Here is a 26,682-nt window from a genome sequence, read left to right on the forward strand (position 1 = left end):
GACGGGTGCCCCGGTCCTCCGCTGATCCGGGGGCTTCGACAGGAGCTGAGAACCGCACGTGCGCATCCCGTTCGATCCGCGCCGCAGCCGGCGCAAGACCAATCCCGACGGCACCATGTCGCTGGTCGAACATCTGTACGAACTGCGCACCCGTCTGCTGATCGCGCTCGCCGCGGTGCTGGTCACCACCGTCCTCGGGTTCGTCTGGTACAGCCGCAACCTGTTCGGCCTGCCCAGCCTCGGCTCGATCCTGCTCGACCCCTACTGCTCGCTGCCGGCGTCCTCGCGCGCCGACATCAGCGCCGACGGCGGCTGTCACCTGCTCGCCACCGGCCCGTTCGAACAGTTCATGCTGCGACTGAAGGTCGCCGCGACCGCCGGCGTCGTGATGGCCTGCCCGATCTGGCTGTACCAGCTGTGGGCGTTCATCACCCCCGGCCTGTACGCGAAGGAACGCCGCTACGCCATCGGGTTCGTCGTCTCCGGTGCCGCGCTGTTCGTCACCGGCGCGGTGCTGGCGTACCTGGTCGTCACCCACGCCCTGTCGTTCCTGCTCACCGTCGGCAACGACGTGCAGGTCACCGCCCTGTCCGGATCCGAATACTTCGGATTCATGATCAACCTGCTGGTCATCTTCGGGGTGTCCTTCGAGATCCCGCTGGTGATCGTCGCGCTCAACGCCGTCGGGGTGCTGTCCTACGCCAAGCTCAAGTCCTGGCGGCGGGGCCTGATCATGGCGATGTTCGTGTTCGCGGCCGTCGCGACCCCCGGCCAGGATCCGTTCTCGATGATCGCGCTGGCCGCGGCGCTGACCCTGCTGCTCGAGATCGCCATCCAGATCGCCCGGATCAACGACAAGCGCCGCGCCCGCCGCGACCGCGAGGACGGTTGGGCCGATCTCGACGACGACGAGAGCTCCCCGATCGCCGCGCCCACCCCGGTCGAGCGCCCCACCCCGACGCACCCCGACTACTCCGACACGCTGTGACCGATCAGCCGGCCCCGGCCGCCACGCCCGATCGGCTCACCGCCTTCGCCGCGGCGCTGCCGTTCCCCCTCGACCCGTTCCAGGTGCAGGCCTGCCGCGCCCTCGACGGCGGCCACTCGGTGCTGGTGTGCGCGCCCACCGGCGCCGGGAAGACCGTGGTCGGGGAGTTCGCGGTGTACCTGGCGTTGCACGGCGGCGGCAAGTGCTTCTACACCACCCCGATCAAGGCGCTGAGCAACCAGAAGTACGCGGACCTGTGCGCCCGCCACGGCAAGGACGCGGTCGGGTTGCTCACCGGCGACCAGTCGATCAACCCGAACGCGCCGGTGGTGGTGATGACCACCGAAGTGCTGCGCAACATGATCTACGCGTCCTCGACCAGCCTCATCGGGCTGACCTACGTGGTGATGGACGAGGTGCACTTCCTCGCCGACCGGTTCCGCGGCGCCGTGTGGGAAGAGGTCATCCTGCACCTGCCCGAGGACGTCCGGCTGGTCAGCCTGTCCGCGACCGTGTCCAACGCCGAGGAGTTCGGGGACTGGATCACCACCGTGCGCGGCGACACCACCGTCGTCGTCGACGAGGTGCGGCCGATCCCGCTGCACCAGCACATGATGGTCGGCCCCCGCATCTACGACCTGTTCGACCGGCGCGCCCACCCCGACGACGGCGGCCGCCGCAGCGTCGTGGTCAACCCCGAACTGCTCTCGCAGGTGCGCCGCCGGCTGACGCTCGACCGCGCCGACGCCTGGGACCGGGGCCGCGGCCCCGGCGCCTTCCGGCCGCTTCCACGACCCGAGGTCATCTCCCGCCTGGACCGCGAGGGGCTGCTCCCGGCGATCACCTTCGTCTTCAGCCGCGCCGGCTGCGACGCCGCGGTCGCCCAGTGCCTGCGCGGCGGCATCCGGCTCACCTCCGACGAGGAAGCCGCCCGGATCCGGGCGATCGTCGACGAACACACCCGCGACCTGCCGCGCGCCGACCTCGAGGTGCTCGGCTTCTCGCAGTGGCGCCTCGCCCTCGAACGCGGCATCGCCGCGCACCACGCGGGCATGCTGCCCGCGTTCCGGCACACCGTCGAGGACCTGTTCGTGCGCGGGCTGGTGCGGGCGGTGTTCGCCACCGAAACCCTCGCGCTCGGCATCAACATGCCGGCCCGCACCGTCGTCCTCGAACGCCTGGTCAAGTACAACGGGGAAACCCACGCCGAACTGACCCCCGGCGAGTACACGCAGCTCACCGGCCGGGCCGGGCGGCGCGGCATCGACGTCGAGGGGCATGCGGTGGTGCTGTGGCAGCCCGGGGTGGAACCGGCCGCCGTCGCCGGGCTCGCCTCCACCCGCACCTTCCCGCTGCGCAGCTCGTTCCGCCCGTCCTACAACATGGCCGTCAACCTCATCGACGCGGTCGGGATCACCCGGTCGCGGGCCCTGCTGGAGATGTCGTTCGCCCAGTTCCAGGCCGACAAATCGGTGGTGGGCCTGACCCGCGGCATCGAACGCAACGAGGCGGCCCTGGCGGAGCTGCGGGACCGGCTCGGCGGCGACGACAGCGACATCCTCGACTACCTGCGGCTGCGGGCGCAGCTGACCGACCTGGAGCGGGCCCGGGAACGGCAGGGCCGGCAGGACCGGCGGCGGGCGGCCGTCGAATCGCTGCTGGCGTTGCGGCGCGGCGACATCGTCGCGGTGCCCGGCGGGCGCCGCGCGGGACTGGCCGTGGTGATCGAACCCGACCAGAGCGTGGACGAGCCGCGCCCGCTGGTGGTCACCGCCGACGCCTGGTCCGGCCGGTTGTCGGCCGCGGACTTCCCGGCGCCCGCGCAGGTGGTGGGCCGGTTGCGGTTGCCGCGGCACGTCAACCACCGCACCGGGCGGGGACGGCGCGATCTCGCGTCGTCGCTGCGGTCGACGGGCATCCCGGTGCCGCGCCGCCCGAAGCGCACCAAGACCGGCGGCGACACCCGGGAGATCGACGCGTTGCGGCGCCGGCTGCGGCAGCACCCGGCCCGCAAGGACCCCGAACTGGAGAAGCTCGCCCGGGTCGGGGACCGCTACAACCGGCTGGCGCGGGAACTGGCCCAGCAGCGGCAGAAGGTCGCGGCGACGACGAACTCGCTGGCCCGCACGTTCGAGCGGATCGTCGCGCTGCTCACCGAACGCGGCTACCTGACCGCCGGACCGGACCCGGAGACCACCGAGGCGGGGGAGCGGCTGGCCCGCATCTACGGCGAGGCCGATCTGCTCGTGGCCGAATGCCTGCGCAAGCGGGTGTGGGCGGGGTTGTCCCCGGCGGAGCTCGCCGCGGTGGTGTCGGCGGTGGTGTACGAGTCGCGGATCGAAGGCGGCGGCGAGGTGATGCGCGGCCCGACCGAACCGGTGCGCCGCGCGCTCGCCGAGACCGTGCGGTTGTGCGACGGGCTGCGCGCCGACGAGGTGCGGCACAAGCTGCCGCCGACGCGCGAACCGGATCTCGGGTTCGTCGCGGCGCTGTACACGTGGGTGGACACCCAGTCGCTGGCCGAGGCGCTGCTCGCCGCCGGGGGCGGCAGCCGGGACCTGTCGGCCGGCGATTTCGTGCGCTGGTGCCGGCAGGTGATCGATCTGCTCGATCAGATCCGCACGTGCGCGCAGGACCCGGAGATCGTGAAGACGGCGGGTCGGGCCGTCGCCGCGATCCGGCGCGGGGTCGTCGACGTGGACGCGGTGTGATCGCCCCGGCGGGGTGATTGCCTGGGCGGCAGGGCGTTGCGGTTCGGCTCGGCGGACACCGTCACGGCCGGATGTGGTTTGATTCGCGCTGCGGCACGGCTTCCACGCGGTGGATGGGCGCGAAGTGGATCAACGAAGTGAAGGTGAGTGGGAGGCGACGATGAGCGGGCCGAACGAACCCCAGGACCAGTCCGGAAACGCGGCCGGTCAGGAACCGACCCAGCAGTGGGCGCGCCCCGGCAGCGCCGCCCCGGGTGCGGAGCCGACGCAGGCGTTCGACGCCTCGTCCGCCGGTCACTCGCCCGCCGGGCAGGCCCCGCAGTGGGGCCCGCAGCCCGGTCCGGGTGGGGCCGCCGGTGCGCAGGGCGGTCAGGCTCAGCCGCAGTGGGGCCAGACCGGCCAGGCGTGGGGCCAGCAGCCGGCGCCCGGACAGCAGCCGTGGGGTCAGCCGGCCGCCGCCGCACCCCAGTGGGGTCAGCAGCCCGCCCAGCCCCAGCAGCAGTGGGGGCAACCGCACCCGCAACCGGGTCAGCAGTGGGGGCAGGGCGCTCCCGCCGCCGGCCAGCAGTGGGGACAACCGCAGCAGCAGTGGGGAACGGCGCAGCCGCAGTGGGGACAGCCCCCGCAGCCCGGTCAGCAGCCGCAGTGGGGACAGCCCGCGGCCGGTCAGCAGCCCTGGGGCCAGCCGCAACCGGGCCAACCCCAGCCGGGTCAGCAGCCGCAGTGGGCGCCGGCCCAGGCCGGTCAGCAGCCACCGAAGTCGAAGAAGCCGCTGATCCTCGGTCTCGGGGCGCTGGCCCTGGTGCTGATCCTCGCGATCGTCGGGGTCCTCGTCGCCACCTCCCTCGGGTCGAAGACCCTCGATTCCGCGGCCGCCGAGGCCGGGGTCGCGAAGGTGCTGACCCAGTCCTACGGCGCCACCGCCGTCGACGACGTGTCCTGCCCCGACGGCCAGAAGGTCGAGGCGGGCAACAGCTTCGAATGCACCGTCACCGTCGACGGGCAGCATCGTTCGGTCACCCTGACCTTCACCGACGACGAGGGCACCTACGAGGTCAGCCGCCCCAACTGACCGGCCCCAAACCGATCGGAGCGGACGGTCCGGTCAGCCCGCGGCCGCGGCCAGTGCCGTGGTCAGCGTCGTGACGGACCGTCCGATCCCGAGCGTGTCGGCCAGCGCCGCCAGCGCCGGCGCGTCGACGGGCGCCGCGGGCAGGGTGTCGGCACCGGACAGCTGCACCGGGGCGTCGCGCGCGACCCGCACCACGGGCAGTGCCGCATCCAGATAGTCTGCGGCCGCGGCGAGTTTGGCGCGCATGCCCTTGGCCATGCCCGATTCCGGATCGGCCGCGGACGCCCGCATCCCGTCGAGCGATCCGTACAGCAGCAGCAGGCCCGACGCGGTCTTCTCGCCGATGCCCTTGACGCCGGGCAGCCCGTCGGACGGGTCGCCGCGCAGCAACGCCAGTTCGGCGTAGGCGGCGCCGGCCCGCTCGGCGGGCACCCCGTACCGGTCGGCGACCTCGGTGGGCCCGAACAGTTCGGCCTTCGCCAGTCCGCGCCCGGCGTAGAGCACCCGCACCGGGACCGGGTCGTCGGCGACGACCTGCAGCAGGTCGCGGTCGCCGCTGACCACGACCACCGGGTCGGTGGTTTCCCGGGCGGCGAGGGTGCCGAGCACGTCGTCGGCCTCGAACCCGGCGGCGCCGCCGGTGGCGATTCCGGCGGCGGCCAGCACGTCCAGGATCATCGGTACCTGCGGGGTCAGGGTGTCGGGAACCTCCTCGACGGTGCCGTCCGAGCCGACCGCGACCCGGTGCGCCTTGTAGCTGGGTACCGCCGCGACCCGGAACGCCGGACGCCAGTCCAGATCCAGGCACACCACGAGCCGGTGCGGCCGGTGCCGGGTGATCAGCGAGGCCACCATGTCGGTGAAGCCGCGCACCGCGTTGACGGGACGCCCGTCGGGGGCGGTGATCGAGTCGGGCAGCGCATAGTAGGCGCGGAACCACAGGCTCGCCCCGTCGAGCAGCAGCAGCGGGCGCCGCCCGGCGTCACCGTCCGGGGTCGTCACAGGAGTCGTCACGGTCCACATCCTGCCATCCCCGACTCGCACTACGCTGATGCCCATGAGTGCTGCCGCATCCCGATTTCCCGCCGCCCGTTACGCCGAACGTCTCACCCGCGCAGCCGAGCTCGGTGCCGCCGCCGGTCTCGATGCGCTGCTCGTGACGCCCGGACCGGACCTGCGGTACCTGCTCGGGTCCCGCGCCGAATCCTTCGAACGGCTCACCTGTTTGGTGATCCCCACCGACGGCAGCGCCGCGACGGTGGTGGTGCCGCGTCTGGAGCTGGCGTCGCTGAACGATTCGGCGGTCGAGGAACTGTCGGTGCCGGTGCGGGACTGGGTGGATGGGCAGAACCCGTACGAGCTGGTGGCGGCGCTGCTGCCGGGTGCCGCGCGCACCGCGGTGACCGATGCGATGCCGGCGCTGCACCTGGTGCCGCTGGCCGGGTTGTTCGGGTCGGTGCCGGTGCTGGCCACCGATGTGCTGCGGGAGCTGCGGATGATCAAGGACGACGACGAGATCGAGGCGCTGCGCCGGGCCGGTGCCGCGATCGACCGGGTGCATGCCCGGATGGGTGAGTGGCTGCGGCCCGGCCGCACCGAGGCGGAGGTGGCCGCGGACATCTCCGCGGCGATCCTCGAGGAGGGCCACACCGCGGCGGCGTTCGTCATCGTCGGGTCGGGTCCGCACGGCGCCGACCCGCACCACGAGGTGTCCGACCGGGTGCTCGAGTCCGGGGACATCGTGGTCATCGACATCGGCGGACCGGTCGAACCCGGCTACAACTCCGATTCGACCCGCACCTACAGCCTCGGCGAGCCGGATCCCGATGTGGCGGCGAAGATCGCGTTGCTCGAGGAGGCGCAGCAGGCCGCGGTCGACGCGGTCAAGCCCGGGGTGACCGCCGAGTCGGTGGATGCCGCGGCGCGGGATCTGCTGGCGGCGCAGGGGCTGGGGGAGGTGTTCGTGCACCGCACCGGGCACGGCATCGGCCTGTCGGTGCACGAGGAGCCGTACATCGTGGGCGGGAACACCGACGAACTGCGGCCGGGGATGGCGTTCAGCATCGAGCCGGGCATCTACTTCCGCGGCGAGTGGGGTGCCCGCATCGAGGACATCGTGGTGGTCACCGCCGACGGCTGCGAGCCGGTGAACCGCCGGCCGCACGGGTTGACGGTGCTGCCGGGCTGAGCGGCCACCCGTTTCCGAGCGAATGTACCCTTCGTCTCCTCAGATCGACCGAATGTACCGTTCGCTCGGACTCGGGGTGGGTCGACACCGGTTCCGGGCGCGGTTATCGGCCGTCCGGAGCGGTGACCCGCTCGGTGTGGGCGCGCAGGGTCCGGGTGACATCGGTGAGGAACGCGGTGATCGCCGCCTGCTGGTCGTCGCTGTGGGCGGCGAACAGTTCCGCGACCTCGCGCGCGAACGGCTCGTAGAGGGGCTGCAGTCGCGCCGCCACCCGGTCGGCGGCGACGACCAGGAGGATGCGGCGCCGGTCGGTGGTGTCGGGGACGCGGGTGACGTAGCCGGCGGCGGCCAGTCGGTCCGCGATGCCGGTCACCGCCCCCGGGGTCAGGTGCAGGGCCCGGGCCAGATCCCCGGCGGTGGTCGGCCCGGACCGGGACAGCACGTCCAGGGCCCGATTGTCGGTGGCGGTCAGGCCGAGTCGGTGCGCGACGGCCTCGTGGAACATCACCACGGCCGTCGCGAAATCCCGGCCGAGGAGGTCGCCGGGTGTGATCGGTTCGTTCGTCATGCCTACCCCAAATTATTTCAGTGTTCTAAACTATATACCGCACTGAATCGAAGGAGGGTGAGATGACTGCATCGACCCACGACACCGTCGGTGTGGACCGGGCACTGGCACGCGTCGCGGCTGCCTGGGAAGAAGGAAATCCCGAGTCCTACGCGCAGGCCTTCACCGCCGACGCCGACTACACGGCCTTCGACGGCACCCGCATGAGCGGACGCAGAGCCATCGCCGACGGTCACCGCGCACTGTTCGCGGGCATCATGCGCAATTCCCGCATGGTGACCGAACGTCGCGACGTGCGTTTCCCCGCTCCCGACGTCGCGGTCGCGTGCGAACGCGGCGGAATCGTCATGTCCTGGCAGAAGCGGCGCACCGTCCCGACCGCGAAGCGCCGCTCCTCGGTGACCTTCGTCCTGGTCCGGCGGGACGGCACCTGGCTGGTGGACACCTTCCACAACACCCGCTATCGGCCGTGGTCGAACACCCTGCTCGGGCGCCTCACGCGGCGAGGCAACCCCACCTGACCCGAGCGAATGTACCGTTCGTCTCCTCAGATCGACCGAATGTACCGCTCGCTCGGAACAACCGGGGGCAGGTAGGGGACGGAAACGCCGATGTGGGTCGGTCCAGCACCGGGATCAGTCCAGCACCGACCCCATCACCCGGTCCACGGCGATCTCGACGACCACGCGAGTCGGGTTCTCCCGCGGCGGCCGGTACCGCCGGGTGTAGCGGTCGACCCCCTCGGCGACCGCGGCGACGTCGCTGCACACCCGCGCCGAGCCCTCCAGGGTGAGCCAACGCCCGCCGTCGACCTGCGACACCGCGGCGTAGCCGCCCCGGTCGGCGTTCAGGGCCTTCTGCGAGCCGGCGTTGGTGATCACCCGCACCACCCGGGCCTGCGGATCCCAGGTGAACCCGACCGCCACGACGTGCGGGGTGCCGTCCTTGCGCAGCGTCGTGAGGGTGCCGAGGTGGTATTCGGACAGGAACTGCAGTGCGCGCTCGCCGAGCGCGTCCGGGGTGCGGGCCATACCCGCGAGCCTAGAGCGCCCGCCCTGTCCCGGGCACCGGCCCCGACCACACCCGCGCACGGCGGTCACGGAACACTGGCAGCCATGACCATCGCGCAGGGAAGCATCGTGATCTTCGGGGGCCGCAGCGAGATCGGACTCGAGGTGGCCCGCCGGCTGGCCCCCGGCCGCACCGTGATCCTCGCCGCGCGCCGCGCCGACGACCTGCACGAACCCCGGGACGCGGTGCGGGCGGCGGGCGCGAGCGCGGTGCACACCGTCGAGTTCGACGCCGACGATCTCGACAGCCACGAGCGGGTGCTCGCGCAGATCACCGCGGCGCACGGGCCGATCGACGTGGCGGTGCTCGCCTTCGGGATCCTCGGTGACCAGTCCCGCGCCGAAACCGACGCCGCGCATGCGGTCGCGGTCGTGCACACCGACTATGTCGCGCAGGTCGCGCTGCTGACCCGGCTCGCGACGCGGCTGCGCGCGCAGGGTGCGGGCCGGATCGTGGTGTTCTCGTCGGTAGCCGGGGTGCGGGTGCGCCGCGCCAACTATGTGTACGGGTCGGCGAAGGCCGGGTTGGACGGGTTCGCGTCCGGGCTGGCGGACGCCCTGCACGGCAGCGGGGTGTCGTTGCTGCTGGTGCGGCCCGGTTTCGTGATCGGCCGGATGACCGAGGGGATGAGCCCGGCGCCGTTGTCGAGCACCGCGGATCAGGTGGCCGACGCGACCGTGCGGGCGTTGGGCCGCGGTCGCGGCGAGGTGTGGGTGCCGGGCCTGCTGAGGCCGGTGTTCTTCGGGATGCGGCTGCTGCCGCGGGCGATCTGGCGGCGGCTGCCGCGCTGACCGGCCGTCACAGTTTGTAGCCGATGGTGCGCAACAGCGCCTTGCGGTCCGCGACGTCGGCGTCGGATTCCACCCCGAGCGGCGGGCTGCCGTCGATGACACCGATGATGCCGCGGCCGAGATCGGTTTCGGCGATGACGATCTCGACCGGGTTGGCGGTGGCGCAGTAGATGCCGCACACCTCCGGGACCAGCTTGATCGCGTTGAGGATGTTCACCGGGTAGCCGTTGTCGACGAACACGACGAAGCAGTGTCCGGCGGCGAGCGCGAGGGCGTTGCGGGTGGCCAGGTCCGTGAGCGTGTCGTCGTTGCCGGAGTGCCGCACCAGGCGCACCCCGGACGCTTCGCAGAACGCGATCCCGAACCGCAGGTGCGGGCTGGATCCGGCGAGCGTTTCGTGCAGGTCCTCGACGGTCTTGATGAAGTGGGACTGGCCGACGATCACGTTGGTGTCCTCGGGTTTGTCGATGGCGACGACGCTCAGCTCCACGGGGTTCTCCCTTCGGGTCGCGGGTCAGGGCCGGCGGGTTTCGAGCAGGCGCAACCACACCTCGCTGACCGTCGGATACGACGGGACCGCATGCCAGAGCGTGTCCAACGGCACCTTCCCGACGAGCGCCACCGTCGCCGCGTGCACGAGTTCGGCGACCTCGGTGCCGGCGAAGGTGGCGCCGACGAGGGTGTCGGTGGCGCGGTCGACGACGAGCGCGGCGTGCCCGGCGAAGTCGTCGCGGGCCAGCGCCGAGCCGGCCACCGCCAGCTCCACCTCGAGGGTCTCGACGTCGAGGCCGGCGTCGCGGGCAGAGGCGGCGGTGTGCCCGACGGACGCGATCTCCGGTTCGGTGAAGATCACCTGCGGCACCTGCCCGTGGTCGGCGGTCGCCCGGTAGCGGGGGTGATCGAGGTCGCGGCCCTCGGCGCGGGCGGCGATCACGTCGCCGCACACCCGCGCCTGGTATTTGCCCATGTGCGTCAGCGCGGCCCGGCCGGCGACGTCCCCGACCGCGTACAGCCAGGTGCCGTCCACCCCGGTGACGTTCAGGTGATCGTCGACGGGGGTGGCCGCCCCCGGGTCCAGGCCCAGCACGTCGAGCCCGAGGTCCGTGGTGGCGGGGCGGCGGCCGGCGGCGACCACGATTTCGTCGACCTCGACGGTGGTGCCGTCGTCGAGCTGCACGGTCGCCGGGCCGCCGTGGATGCGCCCGATCCCGGTGTCGCGGGCGTCTTCTCGGGTGACGCGGCTGATCTCGGTGCCGAACCGCACGTCGACGGCGTGGCGGCCGAAGGTGTCGGCGACGGCGGCGGCCGCGAACGGTTCGACGCGCGGCAGCAGCCGTGATCCGCGCACCGCGACGGTGAGTTCCTCGACGCCGAGCTGGCGCAGCCACGTCGCGGCCTCGCACGCGACCACCCCGCCGCCGACGAGCAGCACCCGCCGCGGAATCTCGACGAGGTTGGTGGCGTCGCGCGAGGTCCACGGCAGCGCCGCGCGCAGTCCGGGGATGTCGGGGACGGCCGCGACGGAGCCGGTGGCGAGCACCACCGCGTGCCGGGCGCGGAGGGTGCGGGGGCGGTCCCCGTCGACGGCGACGGTGCATTCCCCGGTGATGCGGGCGTGTCCGCGCAGCACGTCGATGCCGACGGAGTCGGCCCACAACACCTGGGAGCTGTCGTCGCGGCGGTGGGTGAACTCGTCGCGGCGGGCCAGCACCGCGGCGGCGTCGACCCCGTGCGCGTTGATCTTCTGCTCGACGCCGTGCATGTGGCGGGCGGCGGCAAGGATCTGACCGGGACGCAGCAGCGCCTTGCTCGGCATGCACGCCCAATACGAGCATTCGCCGCCGACGAGTTCGTGCTCGATCAGCGCGGCGGTGCGGTCGCTGCCGTTGATCGCGTAGTGTGCGGCGTTCTCTCCGGCCGGGCCGCCGCCGATCACGATCACATCGAAGACGTCGTGGTCGGAGCCGGCGGTATCGGGACTCACCCGTTCTACGGTAGGCGGATCCGGCGCCGTCCGGACCGGTTCGGCCGGTTCACTCCACGTGCGGGGAGTCCGCGTCGAAGATCAACCCCATCGGGGCGAGGACCCGCACGACCTGTTCGGCGGCCCATTCGTCGAGGTCACACAGCAGCAGCGAACGCCACGGGGTGATCACCACCGGGCGTTCGACGGCGGCGAGGAATTCGGCGGTGCGGGCCGGGAGCACCCCGCCGGCGAGGGCGGCGGCGAGCACGACGGTGCCGTCGGCGCGGTCGAGCCAGCCGATGGGGTGCGGGGGTGGGGTCGGCAGCGGCGCCGTGTCGGTGTCCGGTGCCGTAGCGTCGGCGGGTTCGAGCAGCACGTCGACGACGTCGCCGGTCTCGACCCGCACCCCGGTGTCGCGGCCGCCGCGGGTCAGCATCCACGACCCGTCGGGCAGCGCGCACACCGCCACGTCGGGGGACAGGGCCACGATGTCGCCGCTGCCGTCGTCGACGCCGAGGACGGTGTCTGTGCTCGCGGTGACCCCGTGCACGGGGTCGGCGGTCGCGGCGGTGCCGTGCAGCCGCCGGTGCAGTTCGGCGGCGATCGCGCGCACGTCGGCGAGCCCGCCGATCCGCCCGGACAGCGGGGAGGCGACGACACTGCGGCGGTAGGCGCCGTGCACGGTGAGCCCGGCCGCGTGGAGGGACCCGGTCAGGGTGTCGCGGTCGCCGTGCATCCGCAGCCCGGCGTGATCGGTGAGCAGCAGTTCCGCGTCGCCGTGGGCGTGGGCGAGTTCGGCGAGGGCCTGCAGTTGCGCGGCAGTCAGGGCACCGCCCGGCAGGTGCACGTCGACGGCGGATCGGGACTCGGACATGAGGTCCAGGCTAGAACGGTCGCCCGTCGGATGCCGCGGGGGCCCGCGCGCCTGCGTAGGGTGTGGTCATGTCCGATGGGGATCTCACGCGGCCGTCGTTCGCCGACCTCGCCGCCGCCAAGTTCGTGCTGCTCAGCACCTTCCGCAAGAACGGCACCGCGGTGCCCACACCCGTGTGGGCCGCGGCCGACGGGGACCGGTTGCTGGTGTGGACCGAGACCGACTCGTACAAGGTCCGCCGGTTGCGCCGGGACCCGCGCATCACCCTGGCGGTGTGCGACGCGCGGGGCAAGCCGCACAGCGCCGCGGTCGCGGGCACCGCCGTCGTGCTCGACGACGCCGGCACCGACCGTGCCCGCGCCGCGATCACCCGCAAGTACGGGATCCTCGGCCGGCTCTTGGTCAAGGCCAGCCTGCTGCGCCGCGGCCGGTCCGGCACGATCGGTCTCGCCTGCAGCGTCGACGAACCGTAATCTCGCCGGAGGCCGGCGATCTCGAGTCGATCGCCGCGCAAACCCCGTTCCATCCACCCGACCACGAGGAAACGACTTTCATGAGCGTGCACAGCTTCACCGTCGCCACCGCCGACGGCACCACCGAGGACCTGAGCGGCTACGCCGGCAAGTACCTGCTGATCGTCAACGTCGCCAGCAAGTGCGGGCTGACGCCGCAGTACGAGGGACTCGAGGCGCTGCACCGGCAGGCCGGGGACAAGCTGCAGATCATCGGGTTCCCGTGCAACCAGTTCGCCGGTCAGGAACCCGGCACCGACGCCGAGATCCAGGAGTTCTGCCGCCTCAGCTACGACGTGACGTTCCCGGTGTACGGGAAGATCGACGTCAACGGTGACGACGCGCATCCGCTGTACCGGCACCTGCGCGCCGAGGCCCCCGGCGACTTCGGTCCGGACCACGGGTTCCTGTACGAGCACGTCAGCAAGACGATGCCGGAGACGATCGGCACCGACGCGGTGAAGTGGAACTTCACCAAGTTCCTCGTCGATCCGGCCGGCGCGGTGGTGCGCCGCTTCGAGCCGACGGTCACCCCGGAGGAGATCGGCCGGCAGATCGCCGAACTGGCCTGAGACCCGGGGCCCGGGAACCCGCGCGGTTCCCGGGCCCTGCCGGTCAGCGGGCCGCGCTGACCGACGACATGTGGAAGTCGGGGATCCGCATCGGCGGCATCGCGGTGCGCGTGAACCAGTCCTTCCACTCCCGCGGCAGGGTGCGTTCGGTGGCGCCGACCTCGGTGGCGCGCCGCAGCAGGTCCAGCGGGGATTCGTTGAACCGGAAGTTGTTCACCGCCGCGACCACCTCGCCGTCCTCCACCAGGTACACCCCGTCGCGGGTCAGCCCGGTCAGCAGCAGCGTCGCCGGGTCGACCTCCCGCATGTACCAGAGGGTGGTCAGCAGCAGACCCCGCTCGGTGCAGGCCACCAGGTCGTCGATGCTCGCCGCCGATCCGCCGGTGAGCAGCAGGTTGTCGCCGGGCGCGGTGACGGTCGCCCCGAACTCGGCGGCCGCGGCCCGCGGATAGGTCAGCGCGTGCACGGTCCCGTCCCGGATCCAGTCGACCCGGCCGGTGTCGAGTCCGTTGTCGAACACCGACACCGCGTCGGTGGAGGCGGTCGCCGTGACGAACGGCGCGCATTCGAGACCCGGCGCGGCCGGATCCGAGTACAACGTCAGCGGCAGCGGGGTCAGGATCTCGCCGATCCGGGTGCCGCCCGGCCGGGACAGCGCGGTGTGCCCCTCCTCGGCGCCGCGGCCCTCCATCGACCACATCAGGTAGATCATCAGGTCGGCCACCGCGGACGGCGGCAGCAGCGTCTCGTAGCGTCCCGCCGGCAGTTCCACGGACTTGCGGGCCCAGTCCAGGCGCCGGTCCAGCTCCACGAGCAGGGCGGTGCTGTCGACGTCCCGGAAGTCACGGGTCCCGGCGCCCGCCCAGGCGCCGGGACCGGTCGGTCCGCCCCGCTTGCCGTGCACCTCGATCGAGCCCTCCGGCTGGGTGTACCGGCGCCGCAGCCCGGTGGAGGTGCCGAGCCAGGTGGTGCACACCTGGTGGTGCGCGAACCCGTAGAGCAGATCGGAGCCGCCGAATCCCTCGGTCAGCGCGTCGATGACCTCGTCGAACACCGCGATGCCGGTGCCGGTGAACGCGTCCCCCCAGTCCCCGGGGCTGCCGGTGCCGTCGAGCAGCGGCATCGCGTCGGTCGCCGGGGCCGCGTCCTCGGCGGCGGCCTGCGCCGCGGCGACCACCGCGGCGACGTCCCCGGGATCGACGCTGCTCGAGGTGACGATCCCGACGCGGGTCACCGGTTCGCGCCGGATCGCCAGCACCGTCCAGGACCGCGACCGCGACACCCCGTTGGTGGTCATCGAGTTGCCCGCCCACCGCAGCGCCGCCTCCGACACCTCGGTCACCAGCACGATCGTCTCGTCCGCGGTGGACGCGCGCAGCGCCCGCTCCACCAGCTCCTGCGGCTCGATCATCGTCCGCCCTCCGTCCGGGTGTTGAGCACGTTGATGCCGCGCAACAGCACCGACGGGCAGCCGTGGCTCACCGCCGCGACCTGCCCGGGTTGCGCCTTGCCGCAGTTCAGGGCGCCGCCGAGCCGCCAGGTGGACGGCCCCCCGACCGCCTCGAGCGCACCCCAGAAGTCGGTGGTGGTGCCCTGGTAGGCGACGTCGCGCACCTGACCGGCCAGTTCCCCGCCGCGGATGCGGTAGAAGCGCTGGCCGGTGAACTGGAAGTTGTAGCGCTGCATGTCGATCGACCAGGACTTGTCGCCGACGATGTACAGCCCGTCCTCGACGCCGGCGATCAGGTCCGCGGTGGAGCGATCCACGTGCAGATCCGGTTGCAGCGACACGTTCGGCATCCGCTGGATCGGCACGTGGTGCGCCGAGTCGGCGTAGGCGCAGCCGTTCGAGCGCGGCAACCCGAGCCGCGGCGCGAACGCCCGATCCACCTGGAACCCGACGAGCACCCCGTCGCGGACCAGGTCCCAGGACTGCGCGGCGACCCCGTCGTCGTCGAAGCCGACGGTCGCGAGGCCGTGCGGGTCGGTGCGGTCCGCGGTCACGTGCATCACGTCGCTGCCGTAACGCAGCGACCCGAGCAGATCCGGGGTCGCGAACGACGTGCCCGCATACGCCGCCTCGTAGCCGACGGCCCGGTCGTATTCGGTGGCGTGCCCGACCGACTCGTGGATGGTCAGCCACAGGTTCGTCGGATCGATCACCAGATCCGTCGGCCCGGCGACCACCGACGGCGCCGCGGCCTTCTCCGCCAGCCACTGCGGCAGCGCCGCCAGCTCCCCGGTCCAATCCCAGTGATCGTCGGTCGCGAGATACTCCCAGCCCCGCCCGGTCGGGGGAGCGAGGGTGCGCATGGTCTCGAACACCCCCGCCGCCTGATCGACGGTGGTCGCCTCGAACTGCGGCTGGATCCGCACCCGCTGCTGGGTGATCGTCGATCCGGCCAGGTCCGCGTAGAAGGTCTGCTCCTTGACCTGCACACAGTGCGCCGTCACATGGTCGACGCCGTCGGCGGCGAGCAGCCGCTGCGACAGGTCGGTGAGGATCGCGACCTTGTCGGCGGTCGGCACCGCGAACGGATCGAGGTCGTACCGCGAGACCCACACCGCGTCCGGATAGACCGGTTCGTCGGCCCACAACACCGGATCCCGGTTCAGCGGCCGCAACGTCCGCGCCACCTCCAGCGCCTGCCGGGCCGTCGCCGCGGCCGTGTCCGCGGTCAGTTCGGCGTGCGAGGCGAAGCCCCAGGTGCCGTCGACCAGCACCCGCACCGCGAGCCCGGCATCGACGCCGTCCACCGCGGCCTGCACCCCGCCGTCCCGCAGCGCCAGCGACTGGCTGCGCACCCGGTGCACCCGCAGGTCCGCGTGGGTGGCCCCGCCGCTGCGGGCCACCGACAGCGCCGCCTCGGCGAGCGCACGTAACGGCAGATCGAGGAAATCGGAGTCGACGGTGTTCACCCGCTCACCGTAGAACTCGATCATCCGAATTGCTGCCAACCGAGCCGCACCACCATCACCAGCACGACGATCAGCAGCACCGCCCGCACGAACCCGGCGCCGCGCGCCAGCGCGGTCCGCGACCCCAGCACCGCCCCGGCGACGTTGCACACCGCCATCGTCAGCCCCAGCGCCCACCACACGTGCCCGGTCGCGGCGAAGAACACCAGCGCGCCGAGGTTCGAGCCGAGATTGATCACCTTGGCCATCGCCGCCGACCGCACGAACTCGGTACCCAGCAGGGTGGCGAACGAGATGATCAGGAAGGTGCCGGTGCCGGGACCGAGGATGCCGTCGTAGAACCCGATCACCGCGGCCGAACCGAGCACGACGATCAGCGTGCGCCGCAGGCTCGGCCGTTCCCGGGCCAGGGTGGTGCCGACCTGCGGCCGCAGCGTCACCATCATCGCGACGGCGACGAGGGCGACCATCACGATCGGGATGAACAGCGCCTTGTCGATCAGCGCCACCGCGGCCGCCCCGCACGCCGCGGACACCACCGCGACCGCCGCACCCGGGGCCAGCACCTTCCACGGCAGCCGGATGCGCCGCGCGAACGTCACCACCGCGGCGCTGGTGCCGCAGATCGCGGTGAGCTTGTTGGTCGCCAGCGCGGCCTGCGGGGTCAGGTGCGGCGCCACCAGCAGCAGCGCGGGCAGCAGGATCAGCCCGCCGCCCCCGACCACCGCGTCGACCCATCCGGCGGCGGTCGCCGCGGTCAGCAGTAGCGCCCAGTCACCGGCATCCATGCCCGTGATTCGATCATGGAGCCGCGGTGCCGGCCGATCGGGAGCAAATTCACCGGCCCGTTCGTTGCACCGGTGTGGCCGCCCGGAAGGAGCCCTGATGTTGCCCCTGTTGTTCCTCGTCTACGTCGTCGCCGAGATCGCGGTGCTGGCGGTGCTCGGTTCCGCCATCGGGGCCGGGTACACCGTGCTGCTGTTCCTCGGTGTCAGCGTCCTCGGCTATCTGATCCTCGGGGCGCAGGGCCGCCGGGCGCTGCAGAACCTCGGGAAGGTGCGGGCCGGCGGCTCGCCGGATCGGGCGCTGACCGACGGGGCGCTCGTCGGGGTCGGAGCCGGCCTGGTGCTGGTGCCCGGTCTGCTGACCAGCGTGCTGGGCATCCTGCTGCTGCTGCCGCCGACCCGGGCGTTGCTCCGCCCGGCCGTCAAGGTTCTCGCCGCCCGCAAGATGGCGAACCTCGCGGCCCGCGGGAGCTGGCACGGTGAGCGCATCACCGTCGTCGATGGGCAGGTCGTCGAGCACACCGTCGTCGACACCACGCCGCGGCTGACGTCCGCGCCGATCCTCGACGGCGAGATCGTCGAGACCCCGCAGCGCCCGCAGCGGCCCTGACGGGGCACACTGGACGCTCGTGAGTCCAGCACCGCACACCCAGCTTCTCGTCGGCGGCCGTATCTACAGCGCCGGCGCCCCCGATGCCACCGCGATGGCCGTCACCGACGGGCAGGTCGTGTGGGTGGGGGCCGACCGGCCCGGCCGCGCGCTGCACCCGGACGCCGAGATCGTCGACCTGGACGGCGCTTTCGTCGCCCCCGCGTTCGTCGACACCCACGTGCACGTCACCGCCCACGGCCTGGCCCTGACCGGGCTGGACCTGACCGGCGCCACCAGCCGGGAGGACGCGCTGCGGCGGCTGCGTGAGCACGCCGCCGGCTGCGACGACCCGGTGCTGTGGGGGCACGGCTGGGACGAGAGCCGCTGGCCGGACGCGACCGCCCCGACCACCGCCGACCTCGACGCCGCCGCCCCCGGCCGCGCCGTGTACCTGACCCGCATCGACGCGCATTCGGCGGCCGCGTCCACCGCGCTGCGCGCTGCCGCCGACCCGGCCGCACTTGCCGGCTGCCACCCCGAGCAGCCGCTCACCGCCGCCGCGCATCACGCGGTGCGCGCCGCCGCGCGCGCCCGGCTCACCGCGGCGCAGCGGGCCCGGGCGCGGGCCGCCGCCCTCGACGACTACGCCGCGGCGGGCATCGTCGCCGTCCACGAATGCGGCGGCCCCGACATCTCCGGCCGCGACGACTTCACCGAACTGCTCGGCACCGACCACCCGGTGCAGGTGCGCGGCTACTGGGGGGAAGCGGTCGGCACCGCCGAGCAGGCCGCCGAGCTGCTCGCCGCCACCGGCGCGCACGCCCTCGGCGGTGACCTGTTCGTCGACGGCGCGTTCGGCTCCCACACCGCGTGGACGACCGGCCCCTATGCCGATCGCCCCGACTGCTGCGGCACCGCCTACCTGACCGGCGAGGAGATCACCGCGCACGTGCGGGCGTGCACCACCGCCGGTATCCAGGCCGGGTTCCATGTCATCGGGGACGCGGCGGTCGCCGCCGCGGCCGCCGCGTTCGCCGCCGTCGCCGACGAGCTGGGCGGGCCCGCCGTCGCTGCCCGCGGGCACCGGCTCGAACACGCCGAAGCCCTCACCGTCGAGCAGGCCACCCGGTTGGGCCGGTGGGGGGTGATCGCGAGCATGCAGCCGATGTTCGACGCGCTGTGGGGTGGCCCGGGCGGGATGTACGCCACACGGCTCGGCGCCGACCGGGCGGCCGGACTGAACAACTTCGCCGGGATCGCCTCGACCGGGATGTCGCTCGCGTTCGGCTCCGACGCGCCGGTGACCGCGGCGCGGCCGTGGCCGATGCTGCGCGCCGCCGTGCACCATCACACACCGGGCAGCGGCATCTCACCGCGCGCCGCGTTCGCCGCCGCGACCCGCGGCGCGTGGCGGGCCGGTGGGGTCCGCGACGGGCTGGCCGGCACCCTCGATCCGGGGGCGCCGGCCTCGTATGCGGTGTGGGAGGCGGGGGAGTTGGTGATCAGCGCCCCGAAGGACAGCGTGCAGCGGTGGTCGACGGATCCGCGGTCGCGGGTGGCGCCGCTGCCGGATCTCGCACCGGGCACGGACGATCCGGTGCTGGTGCGCAGCGTGCACCGCGGCCGGATCGTGTACGAGCGGTGACCGGGCCGGCCGCGCGGGCGGTGCGGGCGGTGGCGGTGCGGGCCGTGCTGTCGGTGCTCGCCGGGTTGTTGCTGTTCGCGAGTTTCCCGCCGCGCCCGTTGTGGTTCCTCGCCCCGCTCGGCATCGGTTTGCTGATCACTGTATTGATTGCACAACCGCTGCATCGACGTGCCGGGTTCTGCTATGGATACCTCGCCGGCCTGGGCTTTCTGGTACCGCTACTGCCGTGGATCGGGGTGTACGTCGGGCCGTTGCCGTGGCTGGCGCTGGCCGCGGTCGAGGCCCTGTTCGTGGGGTTGTTCGGCGCGCTGGTCGTGCACGTGCGGTCGCTGCCCGCGGCGCCGCTGTGGATCGCGGCGTGCTGGTCGCTGACCGAGTTCCTGCGCGCGAGCGTGCCGTTCGGCGGATTCCCGTGGGGGCGGCTGGCGTTCGGGCAACCCGACGGGCTGCTGGTCGCCCTGGCCGCGGCCGGCGGCGCCCCGCTGGTGTCCTTCGCGGTCGCCCTCACCGGTGCCGGGGTGGCCGCCCTCGTCGTCCGGTCCCGCGCGCCGCGGCGCGGACCGCTGCTGCGGGCCGCCGCGGTGACCGTGGCGGCCCCGCTGTGCGCGGCGGCGGTGTGGCCGTTGCTGCCCGCCCCCGACGCCGGGGACCGCACGATCACGGTCGCCGCGATCCAGGGCAGCGTGCCGCGGCTGGGCCTGGACTTCAACGCGCAACGCAAGGCGGTCCTCGACAACCACGTCGCCCGCACCCTGGAACTGGCCGCCGAGGTGCGCGCCGGGACCACACCGCGCCCGGACGTGGTGATCTGGCCGGAGAACGCCTCGGACATCGATCCGCTGCGCAACCCGGACGCCGCCGCCGACATCACCGCCGCGGCCGCCGCGATCGGTGCGCCCATCTCCGTCGGTGCGGTCCTCGTCAACGGCGACGGCACCACCACCAACTCGGTGATCGTGTGGGACGCGGCGACCGGGCCGGGGGAGCGGCACGACAAGAAGATCATCCAGCCGTTCGGCGAGTACCTGCCGTACCGGTCCTTCTTCCGGTTGTTCTCCGAATACGCGGACCGCGCCGGGCATTTCGTGCCCGGCCACGGCGACGGGGTCGTGCACGCGGCCGGCATCCCCATCGGGGTCGCGACCTGCTACGAGGTGGCGTTCGACCGGGCGCTGCGGGAGGCCGTCGACGCCGGCGCGCAACTGCTGGCGGTACCCACCAACAACGCCACCTTCGGCGACACCGAGATGACCTATCAGCAGCTGGCGATGTCCCGGCTGCGGGCCGTCGAACACGGCCGCACCGTCGTGGTGGCCGCCACCAGCGGGGTCAGCGCGATCGTTGCCGCCGACGGATCGGTCCTGGAACAGACCCCGTTGTTCGAGCCCGCGGTGTTGGTGGCGCAAGTGCCGCTGCGCACGACGACTACGCTGGCTAGTCGGCTCGGCCCGATCCCGGAACTCGTTCTGTGCGTCGGCGCCGTCGCCGCCGCCGGTGCCGCCCTCGTGCGGGCCCGGCGACACAACACCGCGGGGTCGCGTCCACAGCCCGGACACGGCACCGAGCCGGCCGACGCCGGCACCGCAGGATCACCGGCCCAGGCCGGTTTCGACAGGGAGGACCATTGATGGCAGCGGCGACGCCGGCCGGGGATCACAGCGCGCCGAGCGCACGGACCCTGGTCATCATTCCGACGTACAACGAGCGGGAGAACATCCGCCTGATCGTCGGCCGGCTGCATGCGGCGCTGCCGGACGTGCACGTGCTCATCGCCGACGACGGCAGCCCGGACGGCACCGGCGCGGTCGCCGACGAGCTGGCCGCCGCGAGCGAGGGCCGCATCCACGTGCTGCACCGCACCGAGAAGAACGGTCTCGGCGCCGCCTACATCGCCGGCTTCCGGTGGGGTCTCGAACGGGACTACACGGTGCTGGTGGAGATGGACGCCGACGGCAGCCACGCCCCGGAACAGCTGCACCTGCTGCTCGAAAAGGTCGACGCCGGCGCCGATCTGGTCCTCGGCTCCCGGTACGTGCCCGGCGGCACCGTCGTGAACTGGCCGTGGCACCGCGAGGTGCTCTCCCGCGGCGGCAACCTCTACTCGCGGCTCGCCCTCGGAGTGAAGATCGCCGACATCACCGGCGGCTACCGCGCCTACCGGCGCGAGGTGCTCGAGACCCTCGATCTGGACGCGATCGAATCGCACGGCTACTGCTTCCAGGTCGACCTCGCCTGGCGCACCCTGCAGGCCGGGTTCACCGTCGCCGAGGTGCCGATCACCTTCACCGAACGCGTCATCGGCGACTCGAAGATGAGCGGCAACATCGTGCAGGAGGCGCTGCTCAAGGTCACCGTGTGGGGTCTGCGCAACCGGTGGGGCAAGCTGCGCGGCCTCGTCGGCCGCGCCTGACGGTCACCCGCCGGCGCCGGTCGAGCGACTGTCCGTACGCCCGGCCGGCGCCGGCGGACACCCGTCCGGAAGATCACCAGTCGATGTGCAGCTCCTCCGCGACACCGAGTTCCGTGCACAGCGACCGGATCGCGCTGCAGTCCTGGACCACCCGCCCCGACTCGGCGGCGGCGACGGCTTCGGCGATCAGTTCCTTGCCGCCGGGGATGCGTTCGTGCTCGACGATCGCCGCCCAGGTCGCGGCGTCACCGCCGGTGAACGCGACGATGCCGTCGGCCAGCGCGTCGAGCAGCACGCGCCGATCGGTCCGCCCCAGTTCGGCGAAGACGATCTTGAGCAGTTCCGCAGCCAGCGACGAGTGACACAGTTCGTCCCGTCGGTGCAGGGCCACCGTGGCCCGGTTGACCGGTTGCAGCGCGTCGTCCTCGGTGAGCAGCCCGAGGTAGGCGCTGATCGAGGTTTCCGCGACGGTGGTGAACGCGAGACGCACCAGCGCCTCGGCGCGGGGGGAACCGGCGCGGGCGACCGCGTCCCGGTGCGCGCGCACGGTCCGGGACGGGGGCAGCACCGACTCCGGCAGCATCCATCCCCGCCGCCGCCGGGTCAGCGCGCTCGCGTTGTGGTGCATCAGCGTGTGGTACTGCTCGTCGACCATCGCCTGCATCACCCCGAGCACGAGGGTGTCGTGCGGTCCGATGCCCAGGGCGTCGCCGGTGACGGAGGCGAATCCGGGATTCACGACGTACTGCTCGATGTCGACGACGTTCTTGTTGTAGGCGATCCAGGCCCAGGCGCGCAGCCGGGCACGACGCCGCTCGTCGAGCTCGCGGTACCGCCGATGGGTGTGGAACGGGATCAGCACCTCGGGGAAATCGAGGCGGTCCGGATCGAACAGGTCGTCGAGGTCGGGTTCGCGTTTCTTGACGGTGGCCCGGATGCCCCAGGACCGGGTCAGGGCCCGGATCACGCTGCTCTCGACGGGCTCGGTGGGGTCGTGCCGGGGCAACGACGGTGGGCGCAGTTGAGCGCGTAGCGAGGTGATGTCGGGTTCAGCCATCACGGCACCCCTGTCTCCCCGGGCGGCGGACGGTCCGTCGTCTGTGGTAGGTCGGCGAAGATCTGCGCGCAGGTTTCACGGTACCGCTCGAGTCGGTCGCCGAGGGGCCGCCGCGCGTGTTCCATGAGGTCCGCGAACCCGGCCGGGTCGGTGTCGACGGCCGCGTCGAGTTCGTCGAGCCCGGCCCGCAGCGCCCGCCGGGCCGCGTCGGCGTAGGGGTTGCCGGTCTGCACGTCCCGGTACACCTCCGGCACGCCGGTGGACACGCGGGCGAGCAACGAGCGCATCAGCACGTGCGGCGGCGGCGCGGTCGCGGCGGCGATGTCGGGGACCCGCAGCCGATCCAGGGCCAGGCCGAACGCGAGGATCGCGGCGTGGGTGAGGGCCTGGGTGGCGGCGGTGACCCGGTCGTGTTCGTCGGCGGACAGTTCCACCACGTGCGCGCCCCAGCGGGTGAGATCGGCGAGGAACCCGGTCACCGCCGGTCCGCGCTGGTGCGCGACGGCCACGACCGGCCGGCCCGCCGGTTCGAGCGACGGCGCGAACATCGGGTTGATGCCGACCGCCTGCACCTGCGGGGCGTGGGTGTGCAGCACGGCGGGCACCGTGGATTTCACCGACAGGGTTTCGACGAGCAACGTGCCCGGGGCGAGCAACCCGCCCAGGACCGGGATCGCCGCGAGCGCCACCGGTTCGGGGACGGCCAGCACCACGGTGGAGGCCGCGCGCAGCGCGGTGGCGGCGCGGGCGATGGGGGCGGTGATGTCCGTGGCCAGCGCGGTGTCGTCGTCCGGGGGCGGGGTCGGATCGAGGATGAGCACCTCGGCGCCGTCCGCGCGCAGCGCCGTCACCAGCAGTGCCCCGACCGCGCCCGCGCCGCCGGCCACGATCACCGGGCCGCCGGTCATCGCCCGGGATCTTCCGGGAGGGGCGGGGTTTCGGACAGGGTGCGGCGCATCGCGACCGCCTTGACGAGGGTTTCGTCGAGTTCGTCGGCCGCGTCGGACAGAGCGACGATGGCGCCGCCGATGCCGAAGCTCACCTCGTGGTCGGTGGCGACCATGGTGCGGATGACGATCGACAGGTCGGCGGCGCCGGTCGGGGACAGATAGCCCAGGGCGCCGGAGTACACGCCGCGGGGGCCGTCCTCGAGTTTGTCGATGATCTCCATGGTGCGCAGTTTCGGGGCGCCGGTCATCGACCCGCCGGGGAACGCCGCGCGCACGCAGTCCACGGCGGACACGTCCGGTCGCAGGGTGCCGCGCACGGTGGACACCAGCTGGTGCACCGCCGCGTAGGTTTCGACGTCGAACAGCTTGGGCACGTGCACCGAACCCGGGACGCACACCCGGGACAGGTCGTTGCGCACCAGGTCGACGATCATCAGGTTCTCGGAGCGGTCCTTCTCGCTCGAGTGCAGGTCCTGCCACAGCATCTCGTCCTCGGCCTCGGTGGCGCCGCGGGGCCGGGTGCCCTTGATCGGTTTGGATTCGACGACACCGTCCGCGTCGATCCGCAGGAACCGTTCCGGGGACGCGCTGAGCACCGAGATGCCGGGGAACTGCAGCAACGCGCTGTAGGGGGTGGGGCTGATCTCGCGCAGGCATTCGTAGGTGCGCAGCGGATCGATGCTGCGTTCGACGGTGGCCATGTTGGTCAGGCACACCTCGTAGGTTTCGCCGCTGCGGATCTCGGCGACGCACTGGCCGATCAGATCGAGATAGCGCTGCCCGTCGTGCCGCAGCCGCATCGGGTGGTCGCGGTCCAGGCGCAGCAGCGGCGCCGCGTCGGGTGCGGGCACGGTCACGTCGTCGAGTTCGGCCAGGGCGGCGGCGGCGCGGTCGAACCAGTCGGTGGTCGCGCGCTCGCCGGGCTGCGCGCTCAGCGCGAGCAGGTAGCAGTGGCCGGCTTCGTGGTCGAGGACGACGGCCCGGTCGGCGAACACCATCGCCGCGTCCGCGGTGGGCGAGGTGTGCACGAGCTGGGCGCCGGCGTCGGCCTTCAGTTCGTAGCCGAGATAGCCGACGTAGCCGAGGCCGAAGGCGAACGGCAGGTCGTCGCGGCGCGCGACCGGACGTTCGGCGAGGCGCCGGTCGATGTGGTCGAAGAACGTGCTGTGGTGTTCGGTGACGGTGCCGTCGACGGCGTGTTCGCGCACCAGGGTTTCGGCGACGCTGTAGGTGACGAACTCGGAGCGGGGCCCGGAGCCGTCGCCCATCACCGTGAACCGGGATCCGGGTTCGGCCGCGGCGCTGCCGTCGAGCCAGAAACTGTGCGGGCCGTCCGCGAAGAGCCGCTCGAACACCGCCTGCGGGTCGAGATTGCGGTCGAGACGGCGACTTTCGATGAGATAGCGGGGTTTCGGCGGGGGCGGGGGCGGTGGGGCGGCGACGACGACGGGGCCGCGGGTGGGGGTGGCGTCGCGGAAGTTCACGAGCAGGTCGCGGCCGTGTTCGGTGCAGATCGACTCGGGATGGAACTGCACCCCCCACAAGGGTCGGGTGCGGTGGGCCACCCCCATGAGCAGACCGTCCTCGGTCCAGGCGACCGCTTCGAGTGCGTCGGGGACCTGCTCGACGATCAGCGAGTGGTAGCGCACCGCGGCGAAGCGTGGGGGCAGACCGGCGAACAGCCCGGTGCCGGTGTGCACGATCCGGGCCAGGCGTCCGTGCACCGGTTCGGGGGCCCGCACGACCGGCGCGCCGAACAGGTGGCACAAGCCCTGGTGACCGAGGCAGACACCGAGCACGGGCAGTCCGCCGTCGAGCAGTGCCCGCGCGCTGATCCCGAAGTCGCGGGGGCGGTCGGGACGGCCGGGTCCGGGCGAGACGACGATGTTGTCGAACCGGGCCGGATCGATGTGGTCCCACGGGGTGTCGTTGGTGACCACGGTCGGCGGCACGCCGTTGACCTCGGCGAGCAGGCTGTAGAGGTTGTAGGTGAACGAATCGTAGTTGTCGACGAGCAGGGTGCGGGTGGGCCGTGCGTCGATGGGCATGGCGGCCTCAGCTCCGGTTCTCGCCGACATCGGCGAGGCGCTGGCGGGCAGGGGGGTCGCCGTCGACGAGCAGGTCCTCGACCCGGCAGGCCTCGTCGATCAGCAACGCGTAGAGGTCGTGCAGAAATTCGATGGACAGACCGTGGCGGTGGGCGTAGTTCGCGGCGCGCTCGTGGACCTGCTGCATCCGTGCCGGTTGCAGCACGGGGATGGCGTGGCGCTGTTTGAGATCGGCGATCCGCGCGATGATGTTCAGCCGGTCGCGGACGTCGTCGAGCAATCTGCCGTCCACGTGGTCCAATTCGGCGCGCAGCCTGGCGAGTTCCACTTCCGGATCCGGTGCGTGGTTGTCGTTCATGGCCGTCACTCCCTGGTGCAGCAAACACGGAATTCCCTGCGGAATTTCCGATTCGCACGTACGAGTCGTCGCTTTCGAATATCGATCGGAGTGCGCTCATGATTACACGCGAAACGATCATGATGCCTTCGATTGACCGTTTTGTGGCGTGCCCGCGTCGCGGCCTTCACACACCGTCGGGAAAGACGACGAATGCCGCCGCGTGGACGGTGCCACGGGGCGGCATTCGGCGGAGTTTCGGTCGTCCGGGATCAGGCTCCGCGACGCTTGGTCTTGAGCAGTTCGAGGCGCTCCTTGAGCAGCTCGTCGAGTTCCTCGATCGAGCGGCGCTCGAGCAGCATGTCCCAGTGGGTCCGCGGCGGCTTGACCTTCTTCGGCTCCGGTGCGGCGCCTTCGACGAGCGTGCCTTCGAGGCCGTTCTTGCAGATCCAGGTGCCGGGAATCTCGGCGTCGTCGGCGAACGGTACGTCGAATTCCTCGCCGTTGTCGCAGCGGTATCGCGCGATGCGGCGTGGCGCCAGATCGTGGTCCCGATCGGTTTCGTAGCTCACCGCTCCGAGCCGGCTGCCTCGCAGTACACGATCTGCCATGGTGGTGTCCTCTCT

At 72.3% G+C, this 26,682-nt stretch carries 26 protein-coding genes; 12 read left to right on the plus strand and 14 right to left on the minus strand.

Going from position 1 to position 26,682, the window contains the following annotated elements; translation table 11 throughout:
- Positions 1 to 58 precede the first annotated feature (58 nt).
- The 3 genes from tatC to ACWDTS_RS21650 all read left to right on the plus strand — a co-directional run bounded on the left by tatC (position 59) and on the right by ACWDTS_RS21650 (position 4,771).
- A complete protein-coding gene (gene tatC / locus ACWDTS_RS21640) occupies positions 59 to 988 on the plus strand; it encodes a twin-arginine translocase subunit TatC (protein ID WP_450108530.1) in 930 nt (309 codons plus the stop codon).
- Positions 985 to 3,699 (plus strand): DEAD/DEAH box helicase, encoded by a 2,715-nt coding sequence (locus ACWDTS_RS21645; protein WP_450119008.1) that lies wholly within the window; start codon positions 985 to 987, stop codon positions 3,697 to 3,699. The genes tatC and ACWDTS_RS21645 overlap by 4 nt, the downstream gene beginning before the upstream one ends.
- Positions 3,700 to 3,859: 160 nt before the next feature.
- The gene (locus ACWDTS_RS21650; protein WP_450108532.1) at positions 3,860 to 4,771 is read left to right on the plus strand and encodes a DUF4333 domain-containing protein; all 912 of its coding nucleotides are present in this window, start codon (positions 3,860 to 3,862) and stop codon (positions 4,769 to 4,771) included.
- Between the two features lie 33 nt (positions 4,772 to 4,804).
- Here the strand turns inward: ACWDTS_RS21650 and ACWDTS_RS21655 are convergent, their stop codons facing one another.
- Positions 4,805 to 5,794 carry a 5'-3' exonuclease gene (locus ACWDTS_RS21655; protein ID WP_450119009.1) on the minus strand — a complete coding sequence of 330 codons (990 nt, stop codon included), beginning with the start codon at positions 5,792 to 5,794 and terminating at the stop codon, positions 4,805 to 4,807.
- A gap of 34 nt (positions 5,795 to 5,828) precedes the next feature.
- Between ACWDTS_RS21655 and ACWDTS_RS21660 the strand changes: the two genes are divergently transcribed.
- Positions 5,829 to 6,959 carry a M24 family metallopeptidase gene (locus ACWDTS_RS21660; protein WP_420753715.1) on the plus strand — a complete coding sequence of 377 codons (1,131 nt, stop codon included), beginning with the start codon at positions 5,829 to 5,831 and terminating at the stop codon, positions 6,957 to 6,959.
- A 103-nt stretch (positions 6,960 to 7,062) separates the two neighbouring features.
- Here the strand turns inward: ACWDTS_RS21660 and ACWDTS_RS21665 are convergent, their stop codons facing one another.
- Positions 7,063 to 7,527: a MarR family winged helix-turn-helix transcriptional regulator gene (locus tag ACWDTS_RS21665; RefSeq protein WP_450119010.1), complete on the minus strand. Its 465-nt coding sequence runs from the start codon at positions 7,525 to 7,527 to the stop codon at positions 7,063 to 7,065.
- A gap of 62 nt (positions 7,528 to 7,589) precedes the next feature.
- On the opposite strand from ACWDTS_RS21665, the gene ACWDTS_RS21670 reads away from it, so the two are divergent.
- Complete coding sequence (locus tag ACWDTS_RS21670) at positions 7,590 to 8,048, plus strand: SgcJ/EcaC family oxidoreductase (protein WP_450108535.1); 459 nt, start codon at positions 7,590 to 7,592, stop codon at positions 8,046 to 8,048.
- 114 nt (positions 8,049 to 8,162) lie between these two features.
- Here ACWDTS_RS21670 and ACWDTS_RS21675 read toward each other — a convergent pair whose 3' ends face one another.
- On the minus strand, positions 8,163 to 8,558 hold the full coding sequence (locus ACWDTS_RS21675; protein ID WP_450108536.1) for a TIGR03618 family F420-dependent PPOX class oxidoreductase: 396 nt from the start codon (positions 8,556 to 8,558) through the stop codon (positions 8,163 to 8,165).
- 84 nt (positions 8,559 to 8,642) lie between these two features.
- Here ACWDTS_RS21675 and ACWDTS_RS21680 point away from each other — a divergent pair, with 84 nt between their 5' ends.
- Positions 8,643 to 9,389, plus strand: a complete 747-nt coding sequence (locus tag ACWDTS_RS21680; protein ID WP_450119011.1) for an SDR family NAD(P)-dependent oxidoreductase — start codon at positions 8,643 to 8,645, stop codon at positions 9,387 to 9,389.
- Between the two features lie 7 nt (positions 9,390 to 9,396).
- Here ACWDTS_RS21680 and ACWDTS_RS21685 read toward each other — a convergent pair whose 3' ends face one another.
- Genes ACWDTS_RS21685 through ACWDTS_RS21695 form a run of 3 tightly spaced genes read right to left on the minus strand, consistent with a single transcriptional unit; the run spans position 9,397 to position 12,229 of the window.
- Entirely contained in the window at positions 9,397 to 9,879 is a 483-nt protein-coding gene (locus ACWDTS_RS21685) for an adenosine-specific kinase (protein WP_197255908.1), read from the minus strand.
- 24 nt (positions 9,880 to 9,903) lie between these two features.
- Positions 9,904 to 11,373: a dihydrolipoyl dehydrogenase family protein gene (locus ACWDTS_RS21690; protein WP_248676588.1), complete on the minus strand. Its 1,470-nt coding sequence runs from the start codon at positions 11,371 to 11,373 to the stop codon at positions 9,904 to 9,906.
- A 49-nt stretch (positions 11,374 to 11,422) separates the two neighbouring features.
- Positions 11,423 to 12,229 (minus strand): precorrin-3B synthase, encoded by an 807-nt coding sequence (locus ACWDTS_RS21695; RefSeq protein ID WP_450108538.1) that lies wholly within the window; start codon positions 12,227 to 12,229, stop codon positions 11,423 to 11,425.
- Between the two features lie 68 nt (positions 12,230 to 12,297).
- Here ACWDTS_RS21695 and ACWDTS_RS21700 point away from each other — a divergent pair, with 68 nt between their 5' ends.
- Together ACWDTS_RS21700 and ACWDTS_RS21705 are read left to right on the plus strand one after the other, a co-directional pair.
- On the plus strand, positions 12,298 to 12,702 hold the full coding sequence (locus ACWDTS_RS21700; RefSeq protein ID WP_450119012.1) for a PPOX class F420-dependent oxidoreductase: 405 nt from the start codon (positions 12,298 to 12,300) through the stop codon (positions 12,700 to 12,702).
- 80 nt (positions 12,703 to 12,782) lie between these two features.
- Positions 12,783 to 13,313, plus strand: coding sequence for a glutathione peroxidase (locus ACWDTS_RS21705; protein ID WP_197251236.1), 531 nt, complete (start codon positions 12,783 to 12,785; stop codon positions 13,311 to 13,313).
- 43 nt (positions 13,314 to 13,356) lie between these two features.
- On the opposite strand, the gene ACWDTS_RS21710 is transcribed toward ACWDTS_RS21705, so the two are convergent.
- From ACWDTS_RS21710 to ACWDTS_RS21720, 3 genes are read right to left on the minus strand one after another with little or no spacing between them, the layout of a single operon-like run.
- Entirely contained in the window at positions 13,357 to 14,724 is a 1,368-nt protein-coding gene (locus tag ACWDTS_RS21710) for a metallopeptidase TldD-related protein (RefSeq protein ID WP_197251235.1), read from the minus strand.
- A complete protein-coding gene (locus ACWDTS_RS21715; RefSeq protein WP_450119013.1) occupies positions 14,721 to 16,256 on the minus strand; it encodes a TldD/PmbA family protein in 1,536 nt (511 codons plus the stop codon). Before ACWDTS_RS21715 ends, ACWDTS_RS21710 begins: the two co-directional genes overlap by 4 nt.
- The gene (locus ACWDTS_RS21720) at positions 16,253 to 17,020 is read right to left on the minus strand and encodes a sulfite exporter TauE/SafE family protein (protein ID WP_248676585.1); all 768 of its coding nucleotides are present in this window, start codon (positions 17,018 to 17,020) and stop codon (positions 16,253 to 16,255) included. Before ACWDTS_RS21720 ends, ACWDTS_RS21715 begins: the two co-directional genes overlap by 4 nt.
- 97 nt (positions 17,021 to 17,117) lie before the next feature.
- Between ACWDTS_RS21720 and ACWDTS_RS21725 the strand changes: the two genes are divergently transcribed.
- From ACWDTS_RS21725 to ACWDTS_RS21740, 4 genes are read left to right on the plus strand one after another with little or no spacing between them, the layout of a single operon-like run.
- On the plus strand, positions 17,118 to 17,627 hold the full coding sequence (locus ACWDTS_RS21725; protein WP_197251234.1) for an FxsA family protein: 510 nt from the start codon (positions 17,118 to 17,120) through the stop codon (positions 17,625 to 17,627).
- Between the two features lie 19 nt (positions 17,628 to 17,646).
- The gene (locus ACWDTS_RS21730; protein WP_450108543.1) at positions 17,647 to 19,254 is read left to right on the plus strand and encodes an amidohydrolase; all 1,608 of its coding nucleotides are present in this window, start codon (positions 17,647 to 17,649) and stop codon (positions 19,252 to 19,254) included.
- A complete protein-coding gene (gene lnt, locus ACWDTS_RS21735) occupies positions 19,251 to 20,882 on the plus strand; it encodes an apolipoprotein N-acyltransferase (protein ID WP_248676731.1) in 1,632 nt (543 codons plus the stop codon). Before ACWDTS_RS21730 ends, lnt begins: the two co-directional genes overlap by 4 nt.
- Complete coding sequence (locus tag ACWDTS_RS21740) at positions 20,882 to 21,664, plus strand: polyprenol monophosphomannose synthase (protein ID WP_197250259.1); 783 nt, start codon at positions 20,882 to 20,884, stop codon at positions 21,662 to 21,664. The genes lnt and ACWDTS_RS21740 overlap by 1 nt, the downstream gene beginning before the upstream one ends.
- Positions 21,665 to 21,737: 73 nt before the next feature.
- Here ACWDTS_RS21740 and ACWDTS_RS21745 read toward each other — a convergent pair whose 3' ends face one another.
- The 5 genes from ACWDTS_RS21745 to ACWDTS_RS21765 all read right to left on the minus strand — a co-directional run bounded on the left by ACWDTS_RS21745 (position 21,738) and on the right by ACWDTS_RS21765 (position 26,667).
- Entirely contained in the window at positions 21,738 to 22,721 is a 984-nt protein-coding gene (locus ACWDTS_RS21745) for a diiron oxygenase (RefSeq protein WP_197250258.1), read from the minus strand.
- The gene (locus tag ACWDTS_RS21750; RefSeq protein ID WP_450108546.1) at positions 22,721 to 23,629 is read right to left on the minus strand and encodes a prephenate dehydrogenase dimerization domain-containing protein; all 909 of its coding nucleotides are present in this window, start codon (positions 23,627 to 23,629) and stop codon (positions 22,721 to 22,723) included. Before ACWDTS_RS21750 ends, ACWDTS_RS21745 begins: the two co-directional genes overlap by 1 nt.
- Positions 23,626 to 25,719 carry an aminodeoxychorismate synthase component I gene (gene pabB, locus ACWDTS_RS21755; protein ID WP_450119014.1) on the minus strand — a complete coding sequence of 698 codons (2,094 nt, stop codon included), beginning with the start codon at positions 25,717 to 25,719 and terminating at the stop codon, positions 23,626 to 23,628. Before pabB ends, ACWDTS_RS21750 begins: the two co-directional genes overlap by 4 nt.
- Positions 25,720 to 25,726: 7 nt before the next feature.
- Positions 25,727 to 26,077, minus strand: a complete 351-nt coding sequence (locus ACWDTS_RS21760; protein ID WP_197251852.1) for a chorismate mutase — start codon at positions 26,075 to 26,077, stop codon at positions 25,727 to 25,729.
- A gap of 251 nt (positions 26,078 to 26,328) precedes the next feature.
- Positions 26,329 to 26,667, minus strand: coding sequence for an RNA polymerase-binding protein RbpA (locus ACWDTS_RS21765; protein WP_197251851.1), 339 nt, complete (start codon positions 26,665 to 26,667; stop codon positions 26,329 to 26,331).
- Positions 26,668 to 26,682 lie beyond the last annotated feature (15 nt).

The sequence above is a fragment of the Rhodococcus sp. NPDC003383 genome (genome assembly GCF_053589115.1).